29 protein-coding genes are annotated in these 24,422 nt (G+C 35.0%); 12 read left to right on the top strand and 17 right to left on the bottom strand.

Translation table 11 applies throughout. The annotated features are described in order from the left end of the window. Positions 1-86 precede the first annotated feature (86 nt). The 6 genes from QNH24_RS07090 to QNH24_RS07115 all read right to left on the bottom strand — a co-directional run bounded on the left by QNH24_RS07090 (position 87) and on the right by QNH24_RS07115 (position 5,778). Positions 87-1,520, bottom strand: a complete 1,434-nt coding sequence (locus QNH24_RS07090) for a sensor histidine kinase (protein ID WP_283871380.1) — start codon at positions 1,518-1,520, stop codon at positions 87-89. 9 nt (positions 1,521-1,529) lie between these two features. Continuing rightward, positions 1,530-2,240 carry a response regulator transcription factor gene (locus tag QNH24_RS07095; RefSeq protein ID WP_283871381.1) on the bottom strand — a complete coding sequence of 237 codons (711 nt, stop codon included), beginning with the start codon at positions 2,238-2,240 and terminating at the stop codon, positions 1,530-1,532. Between the two features lie 6 nt (positions 2,241-2,246). Beyond that, positions 2,247-2,960, bottom strand: a complete 714-nt coding sequence (locus QNH24_RS07100; protein WP_283871382.1) for an ABC transporter permease — start codon at positions 2,958-2,960, stop codon at positions 2,247-2,249. Between the two features lie 21 nt (positions 2,961-2,981). Further along, a complete protein-coding gene (locus tag QNH24_RS07105; protein ID WP_283871383.1) occupies positions 2,982-3,860 on the bottom strand; it encodes an ABC transporter ATP-binding protein in 879 nt (292 codons plus the stop codon). A gap of 176 nt (positions 3,861-4,036) precedes the next feature. Next, positions 4,037-5,053, bottom strand: coding sequence for an ABC transporter permease (locus QNH24_RS07110; RefSeq protein WP_283871384.1), 1,017 nt, complete (start codon positions 5,051-5,053; stop codon positions 4,037-4,039). Next, positions 5,050-5,778, bottom strand: a complete 729-nt coding sequence (locus QNH24_RS07115; protein WP_283871385.1) for an ABC transporter ATP-binding protein — start codon at positions 5,776-5,778, stop codon at positions 5,050-5,052. Before QNH24_RS07115 ends, QNH24_RS07110 begins: the two co-directional genes overlap by 4 nt. Positions 5,779-5,985: 207 nt before the next feature. On the opposite strand from QNH24_RS07115, the gene QNH24_RS07120 reads away from it, so the two are divergent. The 3 genes from QNH24_RS07120 to QNH24_RS07130 all read left to right on the top strand — a co-directional run bounded on the left by QNH24_RS07120 (position 5,986) and on the right by QNH24_RS07130 (position 7,955). After that, positions 5,986-6,600, top strand: a complete 615-nt coding sequence (locus tag QNH24_RS07120) for a TetR/AcrR family transcriptional regulator (protein WP_283871386.1) — start codon at positions 5,986-5,988, stop codon at positions 6,598-6,600. Between the two features lie 94 nt (positions 6,601-6,694). Continuing rightward, positions 6,695-7,318, top strand: coding sequence for a TetR/AcrR family transcriptional regulator (locus tag QNH24_RS07125; RefSeq protein ID WP_283871387.1), 624 nt, complete (start codon positions 6,695-6,697; stop codon positions 7,316-7,318). Next, positions 7,311-7,955 carry a CPBP family intramembrane glutamic endopeptidase gene (locus tag QNH24_RS07130; RefSeq protein WP_283871388.1) on the top strand — a complete coding sequence of 215 codons (645 nt, stop codon included), beginning with the start codon at positions 7,311-7,313 and terminating at the stop codon, positions 7,953-7,955. Before QNH24_RS07125 ends, QNH24_RS07130 begins: the two co-directional genes overlap by 8 nt. Positions 7,956-8,015: 60 nt before the next feature. Here QNH24_RS07130 and QNH24_RS07135 read toward each other — a convergent pair whose 3' ends face one another. The 4 genes from QNH24_RS07135 to QNH24_RS07150 all read right to left on the bottom strand — a co-directional run bounded on the left by QNH24_RS07135 (position 8,016) and on the right by QNH24_RS07150 (position 11,503). After that, the gene (locus QNH24_RS07135) at positions 8,016-8,813 is read right to left on the bottom strand and encodes an ABC transporter permease subunit (protein WP_283871389.1); all 798 of its coding nucleotides are present in this window, start codon (positions 8,811-8,813) and stop codon (positions 8,016-8,018) included. Next, positions 8,810-9,703, bottom strand: a complete 894-nt coding sequence (locus tag QNH24_RS07140; protein WP_283871390.1) for an ABC transporter ATP-binding protein — start codon at positions 9,701-9,703, stop codon at positions 8,810-8,812. Before QNH24_RS07140 ends, QNH24_RS07135 begins: the two co-directional genes overlap by 4 nt. Positions 9,704-9,708: 5 nt before the next feature. Further along, entirely contained in the window at positions 9,709-10,356 is a 648-nt protein-coding gene (locus tag QNH24_RS07145; RefSeq protein ID WP_283871391.1) for a TetR/AcrR family transcriptional regulator, read from the bottom strand. A gap of 247 nt (positions 10,357-10,603) precedes the next feature. Beyond that, positions 10,604-11,503 (bottom strand): hypothetical protein, encoded by a 900-nt coding sequence (locus QNH24_RS07150; RefSeq protein ID WP_283871392.1) that lies wholly within the window; start codon positions 11,501-11,503, stop codon positions 10,604-10,606. Between the two features lie 228 nt (positions 11,504-11,731). Here QNH24_RS07150 and QNH24_RS07155 point away from each other — a divergent pair, with 228 nt between their 5' ends. Genes QNH24_RS07155 through QNH24_RS07170 form a run of 4 tightly spaced genes read left to right on the top strand, consistent with a single transcriptional unit; the run spans position 11,732 to position 15,133 of the window. Beyond that, the gene (locus tag QNH24_RS07155; RefSeq protein WP_283871393.1) at positions 11,732-12,304 is read left to right on the top strand and encodes a class I SAM-dependent methyltransferase; all 573 of its coding nucleotides are present in this window, start codon (positions 11,732-11,734) and stop codon (positions 12,302-12,304) included. Next, positions 12,305-12,892: a DedA family protein gene (locus QNH24_RS07160; RefSeq protein WP_283871394.1), complete on the top strand. Its 588-nt coding sequence runs from the start codon at positions 12,305-12,307 to the stop codon at positions 12,890-12,892. Positions 12,893-12,933: 41 nt separating this feature from the next. Then, on the top strand, positions 12,934-13,635 hold the full coding sequence (locus QNH24_RS07165; protein WP_283871395.1) for a response regulator transcription factor: 702 nt from the start codon (positions 12,934-12,936) through the stop codon (positions 13,633-13,635). 31 nt (positions 13,636-13,666) lie between these two features. After that, positions 13,667-15,133: a sensor histidine kinase gene (locus QNH24_RS07170; protein WP_283872766.1), complete on the top strand. Its 1,467-nt coding sequence runs from the start codon at positions 13,667-13,669 to the stop codon at positions 15,131-15,133. Here QNH24_RS07170 and QNH24_RS07175 read toward each other — a convergent pair. Beyond that, positions 15,117-15,422, bottom strand: a complete 306-nt coding sequence (locus QNH24_RS07175) for a hypothetical protein (protein WP_283871396.1) — start codon at positions 15,420-15,422, stop codon at positions 15,117-15,119. The genes QNH24_RS07170 and QNH24_RS07175 overlap by 17 nt on opposite strands. A gap of 292 nt (positions 15,423-15,714) precedes the next feature. Beyond that, positions 15,715-16,593: a LysR family transcriptional regulator gene (locus QNH24_RS07180; RefSeq protein WP_283871397.1), complete on the bottom strand. Its 879-nt coding sequence runs from the start codon at positions 16,591-16,593 to the stop codon at positions 15,715-15,717. 102 nt (positions 16,594-16,695) lie between these two features. Between QNH24_RS07180 and QNH24_RS07185 the strand changes: the two genes are divergently transcribed. After that, entirely contained in the window at positions 16,696-17,877 is a 1,182-nt protein-coding gene (locus tag QNH24_RS07185) for a YbfB/YjiJ family MFS transporter (protein WP_283871398.1), read from the top strand. An 81-nt stretch (positions 17,878-17,958) separates the two neighbouring features. Then, entirely contained in the window at positions 17,959-18,645 is a 687-nt protein-coding gene (locus QNH24_RS07190; RefSeq protein WP_283871399.1) for a DNA alkylation repair protein, read from the top strand. Positions 18,646-18,700: 55 nt separating this feature from the next. Here QNH24_RS07190 and QNH24_RS07195 read toward each other — a convergent pair whose 3' ends face one another. The 5 genes from QNH24_RS07195 to QNH24_RS07215 form a co-directional block, all read right to left on the bottom strand. Continuing rightward, on the bottom strand, positions 18,701-19,519 hold the full coding sequence (locus QNH24_RS07195; protein ID WP_283871400.1) for an SPL family radical SAM protein: 819 nt from the start codon (positions 19,517-19,519) through the stop codon (positions 18,701-18,703). A 32-nt stretch (positions 19,520-19,551) separates the two neighbouring features. Next, positions 19,552-20,064 carry a methylated-DNA--[protein]-cysteine S-methyltransferase gene (locus QNH24_RS07200; protein ID WP_283871401.1) on the bottom strand — a complete coding sequence of 171 codons (513 nt, stop codon included), beginning with the start codon at positions 20,062-20,064 and terminating at the stop codon, positions 19,552-19,554. Between the two features lie 3 nt (positions 20,065-20,067). Next, entirely contained in the window at positions 20,068-20,694 is a 627-nt protein-coding gene (locus tag QNH24_RS07205) for a bifunctional transcriptional activator/DNA repair enzyme AdaA (RefSeq protein ID WP_283871402.1), read from the bottom strand. Positions 20,695-20,874: 180 nt separating this feature from the next. Further along, positions 20,875-21,735 (bottom strand): YitT family protein, encoded by an 861-nt coding sequence (locus tag QNH24_RS07210; RefSeq protein ID WP_054771156.1) that lies wholly within the window; start codon positions 21,733-21,735, stop codon positions 20,875-20,877. Positions 21,736-21,763: 28 nt separating this feature from the next. Further along, complete coding sequence (locus tag QNH24_RS07215; protein WP_283871403.1) at positions 21,764-22,315, bottom strand: transcriptional regulator; 552 nt, start codon at positions 22,313-22,315, stop codon at positions 21,764-21,766. A 176-nt stretch (positions 22,316-22,491) separates the two neighbouring features. On the opposite strand from QNH24_RS07215, the gene QNH24_RS07220 reads away from it, so the two are divergent. Genes QNH24_RS07220 through QNH24_RS07230 form a run of 3 tightly spaced genes read left to right on the top strand, consistent with a single transcriptional unit; the run spans position 22,492 to position 24,413 of the window. Beyond that, complete coding sequence (locus QNH24_RS07220; protein WP_283871404.1) at positions 22,492-22,743, top strand: PLD nuclease N-terminal domain-containing protein; 252 nt, start codon at positions 22,492-22,494, stop codon at positions 22,741-22,743. Beyond that, on the top strand, positions 22,727-23,629 hold the full coding sequence (locus tag QNH24_RS07225; RefSeq protein WP_283871405.1) for an ABC transporter ATP-binding protein: 903 nt from the start codon (positions 22,727-22,729) through the stop codon (positions 23,627-23,629). The genes QNH24_RS07220 and QNH24_RS07225 overlap by 17 nt, the downstream gene beginning before the upstream one ends. A 4-nt stretch (positions 23,630-23,633) precedes the next feature. After that, positions 23,634-24,413 (top strand): ABC transporter permease, encoded by a 780-nt coding sequence (locus QNH24_RS07230; protein ID WP_283871406.1) that lies wholly within the window; start codon positions 23,634-23,636, stop codon positions 24,411-24,413. Positions 24,414-24,422 lie beyond the last annotated feature (9 nt).

A 24,422-nucleotide genomic window follows, 5' to 3' on the forward strand; every position in this document is an offset into this window, starting at 1 on the left:
GTCATGAATCATGTCTTCACTCTCCAATTTTTTTCTGACTTTCATTATTTATATTTTTAATTTTTCGAAATTACCCTCTTGGAAATTTAAATAATAGGCAGGGTTAATGTAAATGTTGTTCCTCTATTTTGTTTACTTTTAAATGAAATAGAACCATTATGCGCTTCCATAATATGCTTACAAATAGACAACCCGAGTCCAGCTCCTTCATTTTTCACAGCAGTTTCACCAGTTGCTTGAATACCTCTGAAGTAGCGTTCAAAAATAAAAGGCATATCCTCAGGTAGCATTCCATTACCATTATCTATGACATTTATGTATAGTAATTGATTTTCAATATCGATAGAAACGGCTATGGAATCGCCTTTAGAAGTATGCTTTAGTGCGTTCGTAATAAGGTTTGAAAGCACCTGCTCTAGTCGATGCTCATCTGCTCGAATAAGGACATTAGGAATATACTCTGGCTCGATAAAATGAATGCCGGTCGTTTGGACGTAATGATGAATGGGATGCAAAATATTCGTAAAAACATCTTTGCTATATTGCTCTGTTAAGTTAACTGGGATATGTCCAAGCTCCTTCAACGTGTGAATAAATAAATCATCAATGAGTCTAGACATTTTTTCAGTATTTGTTTGCATGATTTGAATATATGACATAAGTGAATCCATGTCAGGACAAATTCCCTCTGAAATAGCATCTAAATAAGCTTTTATGGTTGTTAGAGGTGTTCTTACTTCATGCGAAATACTAGATATAAGCTTTTTTTGGTTTTGCTCCTGTTCATCTCGTTGGAGTGTAAGATTTTTTATTTCTAAGCGCATTTGATCAAATACCGCATACAAATCTCCAATTTCATCTACTCTCGGATACACCGTTTTCTGTTCATAATTACCTTTGACAATTTCCTCTGTACTTTTCTTCAAATTATGTAAAGGCAGTAAGATTTCCTTATTAGCCTTCCGTATCATGTACAAGGCAAGCCCAATAATAAACAAGCATAGGAAACCACTTATAACGATTATCATAAAATGATTAGAGCGCTTTACAGGTAAGAGAACATTTTGATCAATGGTGAAAATAGCGTTACCAATTTGTTCTTGCTTGTCATTAATTATGGGAAAAGCAATTTTAACTTTTCCAGCCAGTTGTTGTGACGTAAATAAATCATAATGTAAATCGTCTTTTAAGCTGATAAACTGTGAAGGGTCTTCTTCTATGGAATTATAAATAATCCTCCCATCTAATTGAACGACTGTGATATCTATATCTTGGCTATTGCTCATTTCTTGAAGGGAATTGCGTAAATCTAAATTTTGTTCGAGACTTGTAAAATGGTCTTCTATGTACAATAAAACATTATTTACCTGTAGGCGAATTTGATTGATAACGTATTCATTTGAAGGTTCCTTATTTTGTTTAACAGTAGTAAGCAGTAATAGAAGGAAACAAGTAAATAATAGAAAAACACAAATTAGTATAGACCATAGCCATTTCTTCATCCAAATTTTTAAATACATTAGGTTCTCCTACGAATAATTTTGAGTACTAAATTTATAACCAACACCCCAAACAGTTTGAAGGTAGACTGGACAAGATGGATTGACTTCAATTTTTTCACGTAGACGTCTAATATAAACGGTTATTGTATTTTCATCACCGTATGTGTCATAGCCCCAAACTACATCAAGCAGCTGCGCTTTGGAGAATACCTGATTTCTATTTTTCATTAGAAAATAAAGCATTTCAAATTCTTTTGCCGATAGAGGAATATGCTTTTGATTAAGGGAAAAGGTATACTCGTTTTTATTGATAATCATATGATCGATTTGAATCAGATCCACCTTTTCAGTATTATCTAGCAGCCATCGATCTTGTTTCCGTAAATGCGCTTTTATTCTTGCTACAAGCTCACTTAACGAGAAGGGCTTCGTCATATAATCATCTGCACCGAATCCCAGACCTAAAACCTTATCAGTATCACTGCTACGAGCGCTTAAAATTAATAGAGCAACATTGCTATCCTCACGAATTTGACGACATAATTCGATGCCATCATAATCAGGAAGAGATAGGTCAAGAATAATAAAATCAGGAGGGCTATTTTTTATAGTTTGAATAGCCTCTTGCCCAGTTTGAACAATATAGGGCTCAAAGTGATTGACACTTAAATAGTCTCTAATGATAGTAGCAATATCATCTTCATCTTCTATAATTAGGACTTTTGCTTTTTTTAACATAGACATTTATCTCCTCAGTAGTTTTCGATTAGCTAGGAGGAAGAATAACATAATGACTAGGCACGCATAAATAAAGATCCAAGCAAACTGCCAATAAAAAATGCTTGGTATGGCTTTTATGGAATCTTCTGAATCCATCATTTCTAACGAAAGACGGACAGGTGGAAGCAGCCAAGAAAGACCTTTCACTTGCGAAATTGTGTCGTGTAACGTAGCACCTACAATAGAGATGAGTAAGATGCCTAGCACACCCCACCAAGTATTGTGCTTATTTTTTATAAGCTCTCTTGTAAAGATAGCTGAAAGTGCAATGGCTAGTATAGCTAAACTAAAGTGAGAGAGGAAGCCAAGTAAAAGATGTATTAATCTTGGTGTTTCTCCAAAGGCACCAATTAAAATAGGGTAAAGTACTGATATCAAGCTTAAGCCTAACGCAAGCAGTCCACAAATACTAAAAATGGCTAAATTGTATTGTGTTCGACCTTTAGCATGTAGCGTTGTGATTACTTTTTGCTCCTCATCCTCCGCATGAAACAGTGTGACCGTAAACCATCCCATTAGAAAAAAGAGCATAATAGCTGTGAATGAATAGCTATCTAATATAGGATTCGGAACAAAGGTATAATTGACGACAAGACATAACACAAAAATTGAAAAAGGTGGGACATATTGAAAAGTCCTTAAATAATTGATAAATTGATAGCGTAATAAACTGAGCATTCTAGTATCTATTCCTCCTCGTTAAAATTGGCGATAGAAATGTTCCTCCTGATAGTTGATTGGCATTAATTGTTTAATGGAGGCATGTTTGCGTAGAAGGTCCTCTAAAATTTGGTTGGTATCCTCTAATTTGATGACAGTAACAATCTCAAAATGGTTAGAATTTACCTGATTTTGCTGTTGAATATCAAGGAAAGGTAGAAGGTTTTCCAATAGTGCTGGATCGGCAATCTCAAAAATTAATCTATTGCGCTGTGTATGATTGGAAGAGAATGAATCTGTCTGGATAATTTTATTATTCTGAATAACAAAAACGGTGTCAACAAGATGCTGAAGCAATTTCGTTTCATGGCAGGTGAGAACGATGCTCAAACCGTTGTCTTTTAAAATAGAAAGGGTTTCTTCTAGATCACTCTGTGCCTTTGAATCAAGACCAGATAATGGCTCATCCAAAATTAGTAAATCTGTATGTTCAAGCATTGCCTGCATAATCATTACCTTTTGCTTCATACCTTTTGAAAAATGAATGATTCGACTATTCCTTGATTCCTGTAAATGAAACATTTCTAGTAAATCATCAATTTTTTGCTGTAATTGTTTTGGGGCCATTCCTCGAATACGGCCCATATGAAAAAGATATTCTTCTGGCGTAAATAAAATATGTGAAGGTGTCACCTCTGGCACATACCCAATCTTTAAAGATTGCCGGTGTTTAATAACTGCACCACTGTCTGCATCTATTAATCCAGCAATGATCTTTAAAAGAGTGCTCTTCCCAGAACCGTTCTTACCTACAAGAGCTATAATTTGGTGGGCATAAATTGATAAGCAAGCATTCTCTAAAATCTTTTTGCCTTTGTATTGTTTAGAGATGTCCTGTATTTCCATCATCATCTTCATTTTTATACCCCTTTATTTTTATTGATATTTAGGTAAAACACCTATGTATGATGGCACTAATTGTAAAACTAGTATAGATGAATATCTGCTCTTTTACTATGAAAATGATGGGGTATTTTTGGTTATTCTGTAAAAAAGAGCTCTACCGGGGATATGGTAGAACTCTTCTAAATGCATTATAAGGATCGATATTTTTTTAGGCTAATAATATTTAGAATAATGAATACAAGGGCGAAGCAAGCAAGTACCACTAAATCCACAACAATGTCACGAAAAGCATAGCCTTTATACATGACACCATTTAATGCATCAGCCGCGTAGTAAAGTGGCATAATACGCCCGATGTTTTGCAGCCATTCTACCATATTATCCAGTGGGAAAATGCCTGAAAAAAATATTTGAGGAACAATAACAAGCGGAATAAACTGCATCATTTGAAATTCAGACGTTGCAAAGCTTGATAGCAACGCCCCTAACGATAATGAAACAAGTGCTACAACAATATTGATTAGCAAAACAAGCCAAATGGAGCCAACATGAACAATATCTAATATATAAATGCCAAACACAACGATAATAATGGTTTGAAGGAAGGCAAAAAAACCATAGCCAATCATATAGCCTGCGACAATTTCTGAACGTTTAATCGGTGTTGCTAGCAAACGTTCCAGTGTCCCAGAAGTGCGTTCCTTTAATAACGCTATCCCTGTAATTAAAAAGACGAAAAAGAAAACAAAGAAGCCAGTAAGCATTGGACTAAAAATATCAAAGATAGCAGTATTTTCATCCCCATATACATACTCAGTCTTTAGATTAATCCTAGAAGCTTGTTCAGGCTGTAAGGCTTGTGAAAGCTTCATAATAACAGCTTTAGTACTAGAAGGGTCATCATTTAATAATGTGAGATTTATATTATTTTGCTTAATTGCTAACCATCCATCATATTGTTCTTTCTTTAAGAGAGCTGAGGAATAATCATTGTTTTCCACTACTTTAACATCCACAGCTTTAAGCTTTTCGATAAATGGTGCTGGGCCATTCGTTACAACAAGCGTCATCTTAGGCTCATTACTATTAAAAATAAAATACATTAAGGAAAGAATGATTAATGGTGCAATAAATAATAAAGCAAGTGTCCGTTTATCGCGTCTCATCTGCTGCATAATTCTTGTTACAATCGCACTAATCCTCATCGCACGTCACCTCCAGCCTTTATAAATACCTCATCAAAATCCTGTGCTTGATAACGGTCTTTCAATTCATGCGGAGTACCATAAGCAATAATCTGTCCATTTCTTAGCATCGCTAATAGATCACATTGTTCCGCCTCGTCCATGGCATGTGTTGTGACAAGAATTGTTTTCTGTTCCTCGTCTTTTAATCGAATAAGCTCCTGCCATATTTCCTTTTTTAAGACAGGGTCAATGCCGACTGTTGGTTCATCAAGAATTAAAAGCTGTGGATTTTGAAGTAGGGCAATGGCAAGAGATAATCTTCTTTTCATGCCCCCAGAGTAATTCATGACCTTATTATTTAAATCATCTGTCAAACGAACGAGATCCGCCGCATAGGCTACTCGTTCAGCACGTTCTTTTTTGGATAATCGAAAAAGCTTTGCAAAAAAATGAAGATTTTCTTTCCCTGTTAAATCCAAATAAAGTGCATCAGATTGAGCCATATAGCCGATATCCATCAGCAACTGCTTATTCGGAACATTAAAGTTCAATACTTGAATACTACCGTTATCAGGTTTTATCATGCCCATAATCAATTTGATTAACGTTGTTTTCCCACAGCCTGAGGGACCAAGTAATCCGATAAGCTGGCCCTTTGGAATTTCTAAGGAAAGGGGTGCAATCACTTGTTTTTGATGAAATCTTTTTTCAATGGAATTTAATAATATCGCATTATTTCCCATTTCTCCATCTCCTTTACTGAACACAGTGTTGATACCTGAAATTTTAAAATAGTGTATAGGGAATTACAATCAACAGATAAAGAAAATGTGTTTAGTGATTTTATGGGAAATGTACAAAAGATAAAAAGAGACTATATTGATACTAGGGGAATTTTTCGCTAGCATATATAGGATTGAAGAAAAGAATCAAGCAGCAGGAGGTTAACGATGTCTATACATGAAAAGATGAATTTTGAAACAAAGCAGGCAATCAAAAAGACTTTAATCCAACAAATCGAGGAAGTAGGCTTTGAACGAGTAACCGTAAAAAATCTAGCTTTAGCTGCAAACATCAATAGAGGCACTTTTTATTTACATTATACGGATAAGTTTGAAGTAATGGAGGATTTACAGCAGGAGCTATTAAATGAATTAGAGGGCTATGTTAAAAATGTTCAGCCTGTAGAAGCTTTCCACACCGTAAAAAAAGGACAGCTTTATCAACCATTTGTTGAGATATTTCAATGCATTAAAAGGCATGCAAGGGTTTTTCGCGTTTTTTTAGGGGAACAGGGGAGTCCAATTTTTATTAATAAAATGAAGAAGGTTTTTAGTAATCAACTTTTAAATAGCCTATCTCTTATTCAAGAGGAAACGTTAGATCCAGAATTTCGACAATATTTACAGGCTTTTTTAAGTTCTGCGATATTAGGAGTAATTCAGGAGTGGCTCGATAGTGGCAATGAGGATGTTGGCGTAGAGGAAATGGCCATCATCCATTTTCGCTTAATACGCTTTTTCGGGAACTTAGCTACATTACAAGTTAACATAAAAGATTTATAATACAGAATTTCCTATTTTTTATTGAATTGACAAATGTGTAAATGAACAATAGAATAATATTGACTGACTAGTCAATCAAAAGGAGTGGATAGGAATGCCAAGGAAATCAGAGCTGAATCAAGAATTAAGAGATGCGCGAAAAGAACAAATATTAAAAGCTGCCTTGATTGTTTTTGCAAGGAGGGGTATGGTCGCAACAAAAATAAGTGATATTGCTAAAGAGGCTGGATTAAGTCATGGTCTTGTCTATCATTATTTTAATTCGAAAGAAGAGATTTTTTCATTGCTTGTAAAAAAAGCAGCGAATAGTTCCTTAGAGATTATTCAACAGGCAAATGAATTTAAGGGTACACCACTGGAGAAATTAAGATGGATGACTGAGCAGATATTAAATAGCTTTGTAGATTCAGAGCATACATTGCTTTTTTTAGTCATGATACAGGCAAGTACCTCGGATGCTATTCCAGCTGAAGTCAAAGAGCTGCTAACAGATCAATCGTTATCACCAGTTATGTGTACATTGCCTATTATTACAGCAGGGCAAGAAAAGGGAGAAATTATTTCGGCAAATCCAGTAACTTTAGCTGTTACCTATTACGCCTTTATACAAGGCTTAGCTATTAATAAAATTCAATGGCCTGAATGCCCCATCCCTGACGCCAATTTATTGTTGAAAATTTTTATAAATGAAAAAGGAAGTAGTTATCATAATGAGTAGCCAAAAGAATATATCACTCTTACTATCACCATTCATAATTATTGGCATAGGATTTTTAACCGCAATTTTTTTTAGTCGGTTCATAGATGGCTGGGCTTGGATTCCCTTGGCAGTAGTTTATTGGAGTTCTATGGGTATCTGTATTGTCCTATTTAAAGGAGATAGACCAATTAAAAGCTGGCTGAGGAAGTCGAATACATCAAAATTATGGATTACTATTTCTTTAATAGTGGGGATGTTTCCGTTAAGTATTCTACTAATGAACTACCAATTATTTGATTCCGCTTTATTACTAATACTATGGTTAATATTTGCTTTTATTAATCCTTGGTTTGAGGAACTTTATTGGCGCGGAGTATTACTAGATGGGCTAAAAAAAGATTGGTCAAAATGGTTTAGTGTAGTATATTCCACGTTATTTTTTGTGTTAAGCCATCCATTCATGTGGGGTGTATTTTCAATTGCAAGTAAATCCTATCATCTATATATTTATCTAAGCCTAGCTGGTATTGTTTGGGCTATTACATATTTTAAAACAAAGAGCTTAAGGTGGGTTATTTTTTCACATTTTATAGTAGATATTGGTAATTTAACCGTGCTAACATTTCTCAATATTTATTTACCGCCAACCATGTAACATATATGAAGGAAGGCTTGGTTTAAACCTCAAACCAAGCTTTATAGATTGGCATGTATTTTATAAGTACAAATCACGTTTCACAAAAATGCGAACAGCTAGTGTATAGCATAGTAGCCCAATTAAAAATAATGTTCCAAGCATCCAGATAGACGAGCTATCCTGAGCCATTAATTTTTCTGGAGCAAATAATGAATAGATTGTAAAGTACTGAAGTTTTTCTAACGAGCCTCCCATATTGCTTAGCGCCTCTATTAAATAAAAAATAATTGGTAAGCCCGTACTATAAGCATAGGAGGTTTTTAAATCCTTACTGCTACAGGAAACAAGAAAACAGTAGCCACTGATGGCAAAGTGTAAGAAAAATAGACCTAGATTTAATGTAAGAAAAGCAGGGATGTCTAATTCGCTAGGAAATAGGAACTCTGAAAAGATTATGGCAACTAAAGTTGTCACAGCGAGCAGTATAAAGATGCTAGCAATTAAGAAAGATGCTTGTGTAAATACAATTTTTAAGCGTCTATTCGGCGTTGCAATGAGATAGGCCATTGAACCATTATCTATATAGCCCATTATAAGTTTATTCGCTAACATGATAATGAACACTAATGGGAGAATTAATAATAAAAATCCATAGAGATAGGTGGATAAAAATTCAATTAATGTATCACCAATAGAACCCATCCCAAATGCGGCCATCATTTCTGGCATAGTAGCCGTAAGCTGTTTTAGGGTGTTGCTCATTTCTGGATTATACATATAAACAATACTGATAATATAGAGCATTAATACTGCGAGTATAATACAAAATAATTTAACAGTGGCTAGCATCTCATGTTTTAGCAAAGGAAAGTTCATGATTCCTGTCCCCCTACATCGTAGTAATGCATAAAAATATCTTCGAGTGATTGTGAAATAACATCGAGATCCATCATTTGATAGTGTGCTAATGTTGAAAGTAATGTTTGGACATTCCCCTGAACCTTGATAATCACCTGTGTTGGACTGATTTGCTCAGTCTTAAATGGTTCCTCTAGGAAGCGGGAAAGCTCCTGCTCACTTTGAAATTCAATTAAGAATTTTTTTGATTTGCGTTTTTTTAGATCAGCAATGGCTTCTATGGCGACAATCTTACCAGCATTAATAATGGCTACTCGGTCACAGGTCTTCTCAATTTCCTCAATCATATGAGAGGACATGAAGATAGTCGTTCCTTTTTCCTTTTCTCCTATTATCAATTCAATAAATTTTGTTTGCATAAGAGGATCTAATCCACTTGTCGGCTCATCTAAAATGACTATTTCAGGGCTATGCATAAAAGCACAGACTAAACCAACTTTTTGCTTCATGCCCTTCGACATTTTCTTTATTAGACCTGTAGCATTTAATTCAAAGTATTGCATCAGCTCATGGGCTCTTGTTAGATCATGTAATCCTCGCATTTTGGCAATAAATTGAATAAATTGCTGTCCTGTCATTTTATCAATAAATGCTATTTCACCTGGTAAATACCCTACAAATTTTTGTATTTCAGCTGTAGCTTTTCGGCAATCTAACCCTTTTATTGTACAAATGCCTTTAGTTGGCTGTAAAAAGCCCATTAAATGTCTAATTGTTGTAGATTTACCAGCACCATTTGGACCTAAAAATCCAAATACCTCACCCTGTGCAATCTGTAAGTTCACATTTTGAATGCTATAAAAATCCCCAAACTTTTTAGTTAACTGATTAATCTCAATTAATGTCATCCTATTCACCCCTTTGTGTTTCGGTATAATAATTGTTTTAAAAATTCAAAATAATGAGTTGCCTCTTCCATGCATTGCTCTAGTAGTTGATGAAAGGCTTCACTGTTATCCAAGTTGCTTTTTAATTGCTTTTCATATCGATCACTGATTCCATTCGTAACCCATTTAATTGTATCTAATGCCTTAGTCCTATCTATATTTTCATGGAATAAATTATAATCAATTCCAGCGAACACACGAGTATAGGAAGAATCTTGCAGCTTACTATTATATTGATCAAGTTCATTTCTTACTTCTAAGCTTGTTTCAGCATATGTCTTTTTTAAGAAATCAAAAAGTGTATGGTATTGCTGAATTAATGCCAATTTCATCATCATGATTTGTTTATAGCGTTTAAATATATCTGGTTCTTCCAAATCTAAGCTGTTATTAATGGCATCAGTGAAAATTGTTGTTACATAGTCATATAAGTAAAGATATAAATTTTTTTTACTACCAAAATAGTGAAATAAAATTCCTTTTGATATTTTTGCATCCTTCACTATTTTATTAGTTGAAGCGGTTTCGTAGTTATGAATTGAGAATTCTCGTAGTGCAGCATTTATAATTTTATAACGTTTTTCATCATCTAAATTTTGAAATGCTTGAAACAATTTTTTTCTCCTTATTGTATATTTTAAGCCGATTATATACACATTGACCGGGTTGGTCAATAAAATTGATGGATAATTTTTCCAGAGATATAGATAGGGAAGAACAAAAGAGGATTGTTAAAAAATGAAGAACAAACTTGTGGAACTCCACAGGGTGGGGGACGAAGGCAGAAATTATTATTTCCATGTGGACAAAACCTTCGTGGGATTACCCTGAGGAGTTAAAACTTTTTTGCAAACGTCTAATCTACTTTCCATAATAATTATTCAATGTTGCTTCTAAGCGTTCTTCTAAATTCTTTGAAATATAGCTCAATGTGAATTGCTCTTTTTCTAGCTCAATTTGAGAGGAACGAAACATTTTTGCGAAAAAACCTACTTTTCTTTCCTGAGAGAATTGCTGTAGGGCTTCTGTGCGCAATTTGGAAACAATTTCATTCTCAATATGACGCTCCCGTATTTTTTGGACGATGGTCTTCACGTTTCCTTCCTGCAGCTCTTGAATTTGTTTTTGTAAATTTTCGTTTTCTTGTTTCAGTTCAGCTGTTTCTTTTTGTATGTCTTCAAAAGAACTTGACTCAGCGGATAGTAATTGAACTTTTTGTGTAAGAAATTCTTGATTAATGGCTACCTGTAAGGCTCCCTGCTCTTCATTTGGCTGCATGGTAAAGAGTCCTGTTTGGATTATCTGCTGTAGAACATTACCGAGAACATCAACTTTATTGGCTAAATCATCATTCGTCATCGTTGTTGCGGTTATTTGATGATTGGGAAGTTGACCATTATCATCCATCCCTAATAAAAGCTTTAGACCTTTGACACGGTGCTTGTCCTTTAATAATAAAATCATCCGAAGTCTTAAAATGGCAGAAAGATTTAAACGAATATTGGTGTTTGGGCTAATTGTAGCATCATTAAAAATGTACTGTTCAAATGGCTTAATATAGTACCGAAGCATCGCATCAGTGATGTCAAACCAACCAGCTACTTCTGAAATAGAATAATAACTTGATTCTTTAATATGTGCTAAATAAGCATCATTATAAAGAGTTTCTTCTAAATGCGTATCTTGTTGTAAGACAACAAATAATGGGTCATGTTGTACAATTCCGAGTACCATTTCTTTTGTATCATATAGTTTCAGCATCCTTTCACACCCCACTTTAATTTTCGTCAAAAATGACCTCTATAGGTTTCTATTCTGCTGGAAGCATTTGTATGCCTATTTTATGTAGGAAAAAATCAATAGCATCAATTATGTGAAAGCTTCCCCTTTTAACTCTTAAGAAAAATTTAAGAAATCTCCTCTTAAATCTTTAAGAAATGCTCGTTATAGTTAAGACATTCACATTTCATCAGATTGGGGAGAACATGAATGCAATTTATAAGGTTTTTTACTGAATTTATAAAACATCCAAAAAATATCGGTGCTGTTTCACCTAGTTCTAAAAAATTAGCTAAAAAAATAGTTGAAGCTATTTGCTTTAAAAAGGCACAATGTATTGTTGAGCTTGGTCCTGGCACAGGCTCCTTTACGAAAGAATTAATGAAAAGAAAAGCGCATACTACTAAGCTAATACTCATTGAAAATAATACCGTTTTTTATAATAAGCTACGTCAACAATATGAGCATGAGCCAAATGTTATCATAATCTACGGCTCTGCTGAGAATTTAGGGTTGTATATGAAGAATTTAAATATCGAAACAATCGACTATATTGTATCGGGTTTGCCTTTTACATCCTTAAATCCAGTCGTTGCTTCACGAATATTACAAAATGTGAAAGAGTGTTTAGAGGAAGGGGAATTTATTACATTCCAATATTCACTAGTTAAGAAATCATTTATCCATCAATTTTTTGATACTATTACGCATGAAAAAGTGTGGATTAATCTTCCACCAGCCTATGTACTAAACTGTAGACAGGGAACGAAGAGGGTTAGTTAGATGGGATTGAATGAGTTATTATCCTTTATAGAGCAATACGGTTATTGGGCATTGTTTTTCAGTCTCTGGCTAGGCATAGTGGGGATGCCGCTTCCAGATGAGATGATTGTAATGAGTGGTGGATTTTTAGGTTCCATGGAAAAAATGTCGGTCTTGAAAGCCTTTATCCTAACGTATCTAGGTGTAGTATCTGGATTGTCTTTAGGGTATTTCCTAGGGAAAGGATTTGGCCATAAAATAGTAGATAAATTGCTGAAAAAGAAAAAGGCTAAGTATTTAGTAAAGTCCAAGGAGCTAATAGATAAATACGGACATTTTGCTTTAGTTATCAGCTATTTTATACCAATAGTTAGACATATTATTCCTTACTTAGTTGGCATGAATAAGATGCCCTTTCTAAAATATGCGATGTATTCCTACACAACAGGTTTTATTTGGACATTGCTGTATTTTACACTTGGGTTATTCTTTGGCAAGCATATTGAGTATATATCTGATCTAGCAACACGTTATGGTATTTATTTTGGGATATTTGTTGCTATAGTAGGTTGTTTGTATTATTGGTATATACGAAAATTTAAAAGATAGTTAGAATTAGGAATCATAATGATTGAAATTGGTGGGATTGGATGACGAAAGAAACAATACTGATTGTAGATGATGAGAAGGAAATTAGAAATCTTATCGCTATTTATTTAAAAAATGAAGGCTACCATGTACTAGAGGCTGGTGATGGAGAACAAGGCTTAACTTTGTTAAGAAAGCATAAGGTACATCTCATAGTTTTAGATATTATGATGCCGAAGATAGATGGAATTGAGATGTGTATGAAAGTTAGAGAAATAGAAGAAATGCCCATTATCATGCTATCAGCGAAGTCACAGGATATGGATAAAATCGTTGGGTTAACGTTAGGGGCAGATGATTATGTAACAAAGCCCTTCAACCCCTTAGAGCTTATGGCACGCATTAAATCCCAGCTTCGCAGATACATAAAAATGAATCGACACGATACAATGAACGAAAATGAGATAGAGATTGGAGATATGCGCATAAATACTGCTACTCATGAGGTGATTGTCAATAATGAAAAAGTAAAGCTTACCCCAAGGGAGTTTTCCATTCTTGAATTACTTGCGAGAAATCAAGGTATGGTGATGAGCGCTGAGCAAATTTATGAAAAGGTTTGGAAGGAAGAGGCAATCCAATCTGAAAATACAGTAATGGTACATATCCGAAAAATACGAGAAAGGGTTGAGACCAATCCTAGAAATCCTCAATATATTAAAACTGTATGGGGAGTAGGTTATAAAATTGAAAAGGATCAGTAAGCTTGCTTTCTACTTATTCACAAAAATCAAAATGCTCATTATAAAAGCCATCACAAAGGTGCGTCAAAGCCTTAGAATTCAGTTATTAACCACCTTTATTTTCTGTGCCTTTCTAGGGCTAATTGTTGCAAGAGCTTCACTTCCTCTCTTTGGAAATATGAATGAGAGAACTACTATTGACTATAACCCAGGCATGCAGCAAATTCATTATCAGGTACAGCATGTAGTAGACAGAGCCATCAACGACAATAGTATTGAAGCCTTAAGACAATTGATTGAGGATGAAAATGTCATGCTTGAAATGAAGCAGAGTGCATTAAAAGTATTAGTGACAGATGAGAGCGGAAAGGTGCTGTATAAGACAAAGCAAGCTGAGGAGGAACAAATTAATTTACATAATAAGATAGGGCGTGTAATGGAATTTGCTATTATTCAGCCACTCAATGCACAGACGATTGAGCAATCACGACAAGAATATATTACCTTTTACCCAATAACGATTGAGGATAAAAATTTATATTTATTTGTTAGTGGTATTCCACAAGGGGTATTGTATACAAGTACAACGGAGGGGGGGCCGATTCCTTACTTTATTGCGATTGCTGTTTTTACTTTATCTTTCTTTTATTTAACAAAACGAAAAATGAAACAAATTGAGGCACTGGCAAAGGGGGTTATGGAAATCGCTAAAGGAAACCTTGGCTATCGAGTAAAGAAAAAAGGTATCGATGAAATCGCATTATTAACAGAGAACGTCAATCATATGGCTGAAGCAATCATGACCAATATCGAAATGGAACGAAGGATTGAACAACAAAAAAATGAATTAATTACAAATGTATCACACGACTTACGGACACCGCTAACCTCGATAATGGGCTACTTACGATTGTTAAGAGAGGGGAGATATGAAACAAAGGAGCAATATGATGAATATCTAAAAATCGCATTTTCAAAATCCGAGCAGTTGAAAAATTTGATTGATGATTTATTTGAATATACGAAGCTAACGAATGAAAATATCGTTATGGGGAAACAAGAGGTTTGCATCAATGAGCTACTCGATCAATTAATAGAGGAGCTGATTCCACAAGCAGAGGAAAACAATCGGTCATTCGCCAAACATTTTTCGGAGGAACGGATCTTTGCTTCTATTGATACGGAAAAAATGGTCAGAGTTTTTGATAATTTACTTATGAATGCCATTAAATATTGCTCAGGTAGCGGTCAAATTTTGGTTTCCCTTGCGCAAAAAGAAGGGCATGTAATAATTGCTATCGCGAATGAGAGTGATGAATTTACATCAGAAGAGCTGGTAAATTTATTTGAGCGATTTTATAAAAAAGACCAATCAAGAACAAATGTCGCAGAAGGCTCAGGACTTGGCCTTGCCATTGCTAAAAGTATTGTCGAACTACATGATGGCAACATTCATGCAAAGTATTCAGATAAGATGTTACATTTTATCATCACATTGCCTGCTAAAGCTGCTGAATAGTAATCGTGTGTTGGTGAGGTACATTATAAGTTAGCAATTCATTTATTTTTGTTAAGATATGTGCATCTTTGATCAAAATTTGAAGCTCTGTCTGTTTATATTGTCGCTGAAACTCAAAAATGTAGTCAATGATAATTTGTAAGTTAAGGCTGTTTTTAATTTCGATTTCCACAAAAAACGGTAGTGTCATTTGAGGATGTATAGAGCAACCGCCTCGACGAATCCAAATGGCTTTATCGACATAGTAACGAATCGGTAGCTGGCGATTACTTGCGATTAATATATCCATGTACTACTCCTTTATATGGCGTATTAATAAAAGCGTAATGGAAATGAGGTAAATCGTCAAAAGATAACGATTTGGATAGGAAAAAAGAAACCATATTCATGCGAGAGCTTAAATTTTGTCGAATACAATAGGAAATCTTAGTTTTGAGGGTGGTCTTGCCTAATTGAGGAGAAAATATGCATGGTTGACCAGTATTCATGCTGGATAGAAGGCTACTTGTACTTAATAGAAAATGGTTTAAAAGCAATCTGAGCTGTTCCCATGTCGAACAGCTCCTTTTTGAAATGAGATTTTACATCGATGGGTAGTCATATGCATCGATTGCTTCAAGGAAATCTTTTAGAACAGGTGATTGTACTTCATCATTGCGATAGATAAACCAAGTGGGCACTTGAGCTTGCTTTGTTGTTAGTATGTGCAGGGATAAAGATTGTGTTTTCATATATTTTTGAGCAATTGCCCTTGGTAATAAGGTTACACCTAGTCCCGCAGCAACACAGCCAATGATTCCATCAAGTGTGCCAAACTCCATACGATTTTGTGGACGCACTCCATCCTCATGCAACCAGTGCTCTAAAATGGCTCGATAGGAGCAACCATTGCGAAAAGTAATCAAGGTACTTTTTTCTAAATCTCGTAAGCTTTCAATCTGCCTATACTTGCTGGATGAAACGACTACTAGCTCCTCGCATACAAATTCCTTTGCAAGAATATTTTCCTTATAAATTGGCCCTGTTACAAAGGCTCCATCTAATTCATAGTTTTCTAATCGTTCTATATTTTGCTGCGTTGGATTTGTTAGTATTGTAATATCTACCTGTTCATGGGCTTTATGAAAAGAGGTTAAAAGTCCGGGTAAGTGAAGTGCTGCAGTTGTTTCCATAGAACCTATACGTAGTAGACCCCTTTGCTCATGTGGGTTTTGTAGGATTTCAAAGGATTTCTCATAGAGATGTAGCATTTTTAATACCATCTCATAAAATTGTTCTCCCTTGGGTGTTAAGCGGATACCTCGATGTCCACGATAAAAAAATATTGTCTGATACATGGTCTCAAGATTTTGTATTTTCATAGAGATATTGGATTGTGTGTAATTAAGTGCTTCAGCAGCTTTCGAAAAGCTACCAGTTTGCACGACTGTCCGAAAAATAGAGAGATCATTCATATTCATATATTCCACCAGCCATCAATTTATTTGATATCTATTATAATAAATTTATTCTATTTGTGATACCTTAATTTTCGTTATAGTGAGGATGAGGGGAGGGGAATTATGAATAAGCAAACATTTGAATATTTAATTGGAGGCATATTCGCATTAGTGATTGCTATGGGGATTGGACGATTCTCTTATACAGTGATATTGCCATATATGCAAGAAACCTTTGCCTTTAGTCGAGCAACAGCAGGTTTCTTAGCCACTAGTAATTATCTAGGTTACTTAGTAGGGGCATTGGTAGCTGGTCGTTTACAACTAGCAGATAAGCGTATTCCTTTTTTACAAATAGCACTTGTCATGAGTATTTTGACAACAGCTTTCATGGGCTTTACAGATACCATTATGGTCTGGTATGTACTCCGGTTTCTTTCAGGCGTAATGAGCGCGTTTATCTTTGTAGTTGCTGCTAGCCTAGTGCTTGATCAATTAGCAAGAAAGGGCAAAGCACATTTATCTGGTCTTTTTTATAGTGGTGTAGGGATAGGTATTGCCTTAAGTGCGATTATTGTATCTCCCATTCATGCTATTTTTAATTGGAATGGAACATGGATTGCCTTAGCACTATTTTGTATCATATTGTTTATTTTCATTATAATTTTTATAAAACCTGTTACACCCAGTGCTCAACAAAAGGGGAGTACAGCCAAAGCTTCACCGAAGGCACCTCCTGCAATATGGATGAAATGGCTGATTATTGCCTATAGCTTAGAGGGGCTAGGCTATATTGTTACAGGGACATTCATCGTATCCATTGCAGAAGAGTCTACAAGTTTTCATGGTGACGCTGCATTTGTATGGTTTGTTGTTGGAGTTGCAGCAATTCCATCGTGCATTGTTTGGTCAAAACTGGCACAGCGCTATGGTTATGTTAGAACATTATTGATTTCCATGCTATTTCAAGGGCTTGGCATTGTATTACCAGCCTTTGCAACAAATACAATAACACTTTATATAAGTGCCTTTATTTTTGGGGCAACCTTTATGGGCATTACCACAGTTGCAACAACATTAGCGAGACAAATATCACCAGTAAATAGCCATCAAATATTAGGATATTTAACTGCTGGGTATGCCCTGGGACAAATGATTGGTCCTTCACTAGCAGGAGCATTAGCCAATTATACAAACAGCTACCAATATGCATTGTTTGGCGCAACAGCCGTTATCGTAGTTGGGGCCTTATGCCTTATTAGCGGATTAAAATATGAAAAAATTAGTTCTCTGGAAACACTTTGAAATCTTGCTATTTCATTTACCTTTTTATAAAATACTCATCTTTTATAGTATGATAAAAAAATAAATGATTGGAGAATATGGATGCATCAACAAATAAGAGAACAACTTATAAATTTAGCTGACCAGGATTATCAAAAGTTTTCGTCCTCACTTATCCCAAATTGCCAAAATATTTTAGGTGTTCGGTTACCAGAGCTTCGAAAAATAGCTAAAAACATAGCCAAGGAAGATTGGCAGAACTATTTAACAGCCGCGAGTGATGAATTTTTTGAAGAAGTGATGCTACAAGGAATGGTCATTGGTTATGTAAAGACAAATAGTGAGGAGCGTCTTTCCTATGTGGCTTCATTTGTTCCGAAAATTGATAATTGGTCAGTATGTGATAGTTTTTGTACAGGCTTAAAATTTACAAAGGAAAATCAAGAGCAAGTATGGGTATTTTTACAGCCTTATTTTTCTTCCAATAAAGAATATGAGGTACGTTTTGGAGTAGTCATGCTATTAAATTATTTTATCGATCATCAATATATACAATGCGTTTTAAACATAATCAATGCTATAAAGCATGAAGGGTATTATGTTAAAATGGCTGTTGCATGGGCTATTTCAATTTGTTATGTTAAAAATCCTCTTGTAACAATGAACTATTTAAGAAACAATTCACTGGATGATTTTACTTATCACAAAGCATTACAAAAAATTACAGAATCTAACCGAGTGGAAAAAGAGGGTAAAAATTTAATCCGACAAATGAAGCGGAAAATATAGTCTATTTAAATTAAGTAAAGCCATTGTAGGGATAGCCTCTACAATGGCATTTTTGTTATGGCTCAAATCCAGATTGACTAATATAAATCTGATTTTTAGGAAAAACCTCTAAAAAGCGCGTATATACTTTTTGATAGGCTTGCGGTGTGTACCATTCTTCCAAGCCTAGCTCATTATACTTTTCCTTTATACCTATTTTTTCAGTTCTTTTCCCTGCATTACCATCACCCATAAAATAATCATCTATACAAATTCTATTGACAATATGCTGTAATTTATATGGAAAGCATTCGCTACTCGGTAATACAGGGGCAATTGCTACTTGAGTGGGTATTCCGGCAGCTACTAGCTTTTCTACTGCTTGTAATCGTGCTTGGATTGGTGGTGCCTGTGGAGTAAACTGTTTCCGAATAGTCTCTATATCAGTTTCAATTGTCATACTAACCCTGACGTGATTGTTTAACCGCTGTAATAAATCAATATCTCTACAAATAAGAGGGCTCCGCGTTTGGACAAGTAAAAAATCAGGAGGGTCTTCAACCATGACTTCTAATAATGATCTAGTTATTTTTTCTCTATACTCGATGGGTTGATAGGGATCTGTACTAGATGACATAAAAATTGTGACTTTTCCTTTTGTTTTTGCTTTATGAAGCTCTTTAGCAAGTAATGATGCAGCATTTTTCTTGATATCTACCCAATCACCCCATTCTTCATGGCGAAAAAGCGAGACGGGCATCTGGCGTACATAGCAATAAGAGCAGCCAAAGGAACAGCCTGTATATGGATTTAAGGAATGTGTATAGCCTGAAAGAAACCCTGTACCTTTATTAAGGAGGGTCTTTGAGTCTTTATAGCTTACATTTTGTTTCATTCGATTAACTCTCCTTTACGTAAAATCACCATTTACAATTGGGCATTCAATTTCTCCAGCTCCAACAGCTTTTTCTTCATTTCAAGCCCTCCACGATAGCCTGTTAATGTGCCATTTTTTCCTACTATGCGATGGCAAGGAACAGCTAGTAAAATTGGATTTGCACCAATAGCTGCACCAACGGCACGAACTGCTGCTGGCTTATTAATATAGTGGGCAATATCTGAATAGGTCTTTGTTTGTCCATAGGGAATTTCATTTAATGCTCTCCATACTAAAAGCTGAAACGGTGTACCCTTGTAATCAATAGGAAAAGTAAATGCTGTCCGTTTACCTTCAAGATATTCAATGATTTCATCACAATAAGAAGCGAGTAGGGCTGAATTTTCAACTAGCGTAGCTTTAGGATATTTTTTCTTACCCCAATCACTTACTGCTGTAAAAGGTTGGTTTTGTGATCCAACGTATAAAAGATGCTTGGGCGTTGCTGCGATATAGAAATGCCAATCCTTATGTTGAAGTAGAGACCAATAAATGCTGTTCATTTTTCATTTCTCCTTTTTCTCGCACAATTGATAGAGTTTTCGATATTGTACTGGTGTGAAACCAAATTTATTTTTAAATAGGGTAATAAAGTAAGTTGAATTAGGGATACCTACACATATCGAAATATCTGCAATAGATTTATTTGTTTGAATCAAGTAGTTTTTAGCAGCGTCTAATCGGACATGTAGGATATATGCAGCAGGAGTAACCCCTTTAATCTTTTTAAATGTTCGATGTAAATGAAAGGGGCTTCCATGAGCAATCAATCCTAATAACTCAAGATTTAACTTTTCGGCGAAATTTTTGTCAATGTATTCAGTTACCTGAGCAACCCATTCACAATCAGGCAAGTTTTCATTTGTAGGCTTACAGCGTTTACAAGGACGAAAGTTTTCATTGAGGGCTTGCTCTGCTGTTCGAAAAATTCGTACATTTTCTTTTTTAGGTACACGAGATTTACATGAAGGCTTACAAAAAATTTTTGTCGTTTCGACAGCATAGAAAAATTTTTGATTGTATGTTGCGTCATTATGAATAATTGCTTGCCATCTTTCGTCTGTCATCATTTCTACATGATGTTTATTGCTAGTTCTATCCTGTGGTACTTCCTTGCTTTTTTTATCCTTCATTGTGTTTTCACCCTTTTCTAATAAAAACAGTTCATATGCTTTCCTCCATGTTTTTGTACAACAAAGTATAACTGCATGTGAACGAAAACATAAGTCCTTTCTAACGTAATAGCAAGATATTGAAGTTTTTTAAGTCAATAAAAAACCCTCTTTCGCTATAATGCAAAAGGGGGTCTTGATTTAGTGGATATCCCGCTTTTTAAAGTTCCCGCCTCGGACCTCTGACACATCAGAAATAACTACGAAGGCACCTTCATCAATATCTTTGATAATCGACACAAGTTTATTTTCTTCCATGCGGTTAATAACACAGTTTAAAATATCCGTGGGTTCATTGGAAAATCCGCCGCGACCTTTAGTATATGTAACACCACGTCCTAAACGAGCTTGAATCGCATCCCCAATCTCTTCAGATTTGGCACTGACTACTCGAACATCTTTGGATTTTTCTAAACCAACTTGAATGATATCAATAACATTTTTGGCAATATAGTATGTTAAAGCGGAGTATAATGCGCTCTCTAAGCCAAAAATAAAGCTTGCCCCTAAGAAAATAAAGGCATTAATAAATAATATAATATCCCCGACTGAAAACGGAATCTTACGTGATAGTAACACGGCTAAAACCTCAGAGCCATCCAAAGCGCCACCGTTACGTAAGACAATCCCAATCCCAACACCTAGTAGCATACCACCAGATAAAACAATTAATAACGGATCATTTGGACCTAAAATGGTTTTAACATCATGCATAAGCACTGTTGAAATAGATAGAGCTGCAATCCCAGCGCTACTCATCAATGCAAAAGTTTTCCCTACTTGTTTGTAGCCTATCCAAATAAAAGGAATGTTTAATACAAAGAGCAGTACGCCTAATGGAATACCAAAGAGGTGTGCGCCCATAATACTAATACCAGTCACGCCACCATCAATGACATCGTTCGGAATTAATACCGCTTCAAGTCCATATGCTGCGATGATGGCGCCTATTATAATCATGATAAATTTTCGTGTGTTTTCAACTGACTTTCTTCTTTTCATAAATCTTCTCCATTTCTTTGCGTAAAAATCATACTTCAGGTTTTGGAATAATATTTATAGCAATTGTTTTTGTCTCAGTCTTAGTTTCTTTACTTGAGTCGGTCATATTATAGTATTTATTTATTAAATTGTTTAATTCATTTTCAAAGTTCTTGAATTGATCAGTCGTTAATGTTAAATCAATAAATGAAAACGTTGCTAAATCTTCAAGTCTTTCTTCTTCATCAAGTGAATGTAAATAGTTTTGATATTGAGATAGCAAAGCTAATTGATAGTAGGAAACGTAATTTAATTTTTGTTTGATTGTTAGTTGTGTCCAATCCTCCTTACTAAGTTTTGCTGCTCCTTCATTTACTGCATAGAATTTTTCTGTAACAGAACGTACTTTTCGCTCTTTCACAATTTTTATGATATTTTCATCCACTAAAATTTGGATGTGGCGATACAAAGTAGCTTGAGGTACATCCTTTATGATTGAAATCATCTCCAAAGTGCTTAAGCCTTCTTCTTTATCGTGCATGAGAGCTTGTAAAATTTTCATTCTCACAGGGTGCATTAAAACTTCTGCTTTATTCCGCATAAAACAATCCTCCTATCAGATGGAATCAAGGGAAGCAATCAAATGTTATCAATATGAGAACATTCTCAAAAAATATACTATAGTTTTTTTAAAAAGATGTACAGTAAAAAGGTAATGAAATTTTTTACATCTTATGTTATCATTATCGATAATGATAATGAATGGAGGTTTTAAGAATGAAATTACACTATGGTTTTGATGAGTTAAGCCAACTGGATTGGGCAAGCATACTTCCAATCATTTTGCCATTGATATTCGTAGGATTAGTTCTAATTATTGTTGCTTTATTCGATTTATATCGGCACCGAGATACGCGGGAAAACATACTGATGTGGACAATTATTATTTTGTTCTTTAACTCAATTGGTTCTGTTCTATACTTCATTATTGGTAGGAAGGATGTCAATAAACATGCGCTTAGAGATTAAAAATATTACGAAAAAGTTTAAACAAAAAACAGCCGTGAAAGATTTTTCAATGGTCATTGAAGCGAATGAGTGTGTTGGGTTAATTGGGCCAAATGGTGCGGGGAAATCTACGTTAATCCAAATCATTGCTGATATTTTATATGCAGAGGAAGGAGAAATTCTGCTGGATGGTCAAAAAATTGCATGGATGAAAAATAAAATCGGATATTTACCTCAGTATCCTAATTTTTTCTCATGGATGACAGCATTTGAAACATTGTCCTTTATGGGAACACTTTCGGGCCTATCAAAAAATGAATTACAGCAAGAGATACCATTACTTTTAGAAAAAGTGGGCTTAGGAAAAGAAGCACATACGCATGTGGGGACTTTTTCAGGTGGAATGAAGCAGCGTCTGGGCATTGCACAGGCTTTATTGCATAAGCCTGCCTTCATGATTATGGATGAACCAGTATCAGCGCTAGATCCAATAGGTAGAAGAGAAGTGTTAAATCTATTAAAAGAAATAAAAAAAGAAACAACGATTCTGCTATCTACGCATATTTTGAGCGATGCGGAGGAAATTTGTGAGCGCTTTGTTGTCATTAAAAATGGTCACAAAATAGAGGATGCGACAAAATTAGAGCTGCTTGAGTACCATCAAGAATCGGCTATCTTTGTGACGTTACGTGAACAAGATTGTAAGTGGTTAACAATGATTGAACATTTACCGTATGTGAAGAAAATCGAAAGCTATGGAAATGGCTTCAAAATCCATGTTGAAGATTTGGAAAAAGATGCTAATCGACTAATACAGCACGGACTGGATTCAAAAGTGATGTTTACTAAATTTGAAGTGGGTATTCAAGACAATCTAGAAGAAATATTTTTAGAATTGGTGGTGTAAGAGAATGAGTGCTTTTATTGCATTAAGCAAAAAAGAAGTACAGCAAATGGCAAGGGAGTTTAAAATATTGTGGCTCCCAATCGTATTTATTTTACTAGGGCTAACTCAGCCAATTATGATGTATTATTTACCTGTTATTTTACAATCAGCGGGTGGTATTGAAGGTATAATAATTGATCCTACGATGGCAAAGCCGGAGGGACAGGAGGTACTTGCCTCAACATTAAATTCACAGTTTGATCAACTAGGCATTATTATTCTGGTCGTTGCCACTATGAGTATTATCCAAGGAGAGAAAGCAAATGGCATGATGGCATTTATCCTAACAAGACCAGTATCGATATTTTCATATTTAAATAGTAAAATCATCATCCATTATATTTTAGCTGTTATATGTATAGCTCTTGGCTATGCAGTATCCTACGGCTATGCAACGTATTTATTTACTACTGTTCCTATGACACAAGCTTTGTGGGCTTTTGCATTTTATTGTGTTTGGCTGTTATTCATCATAACGTTTGTTGCGATGATAAGTACATTTTTTAATAGTCCTGCATTTATTGCATTAATAAGTATCGTTGTCCTATTAGTTTGCCGCTTTATCGCGGGATTACATCCTTTCATAGATGCTGTAAACCCTGCAAGTAATAGTTTGTCTGCGGCAAATATACTGATGACTGGTAATTTGGAAGCAAGGTACGGCATTCATATTATCGTAACATTATTATTGGTGCTATTAATGTTTACTACCATGCACAGTTTCATAGCGAAGAAGAAATTTTAAATAGGACGT

This window comes from Lysinibacillus pakistanensis (assembly GCF_030123245.1).
Classification (GTDB): Bacteria; Bacillota; Bacilli; order Bacillales_A; family Planococcaceae; genus Lysinibacillus; species Lysinibacillus pakistanensis.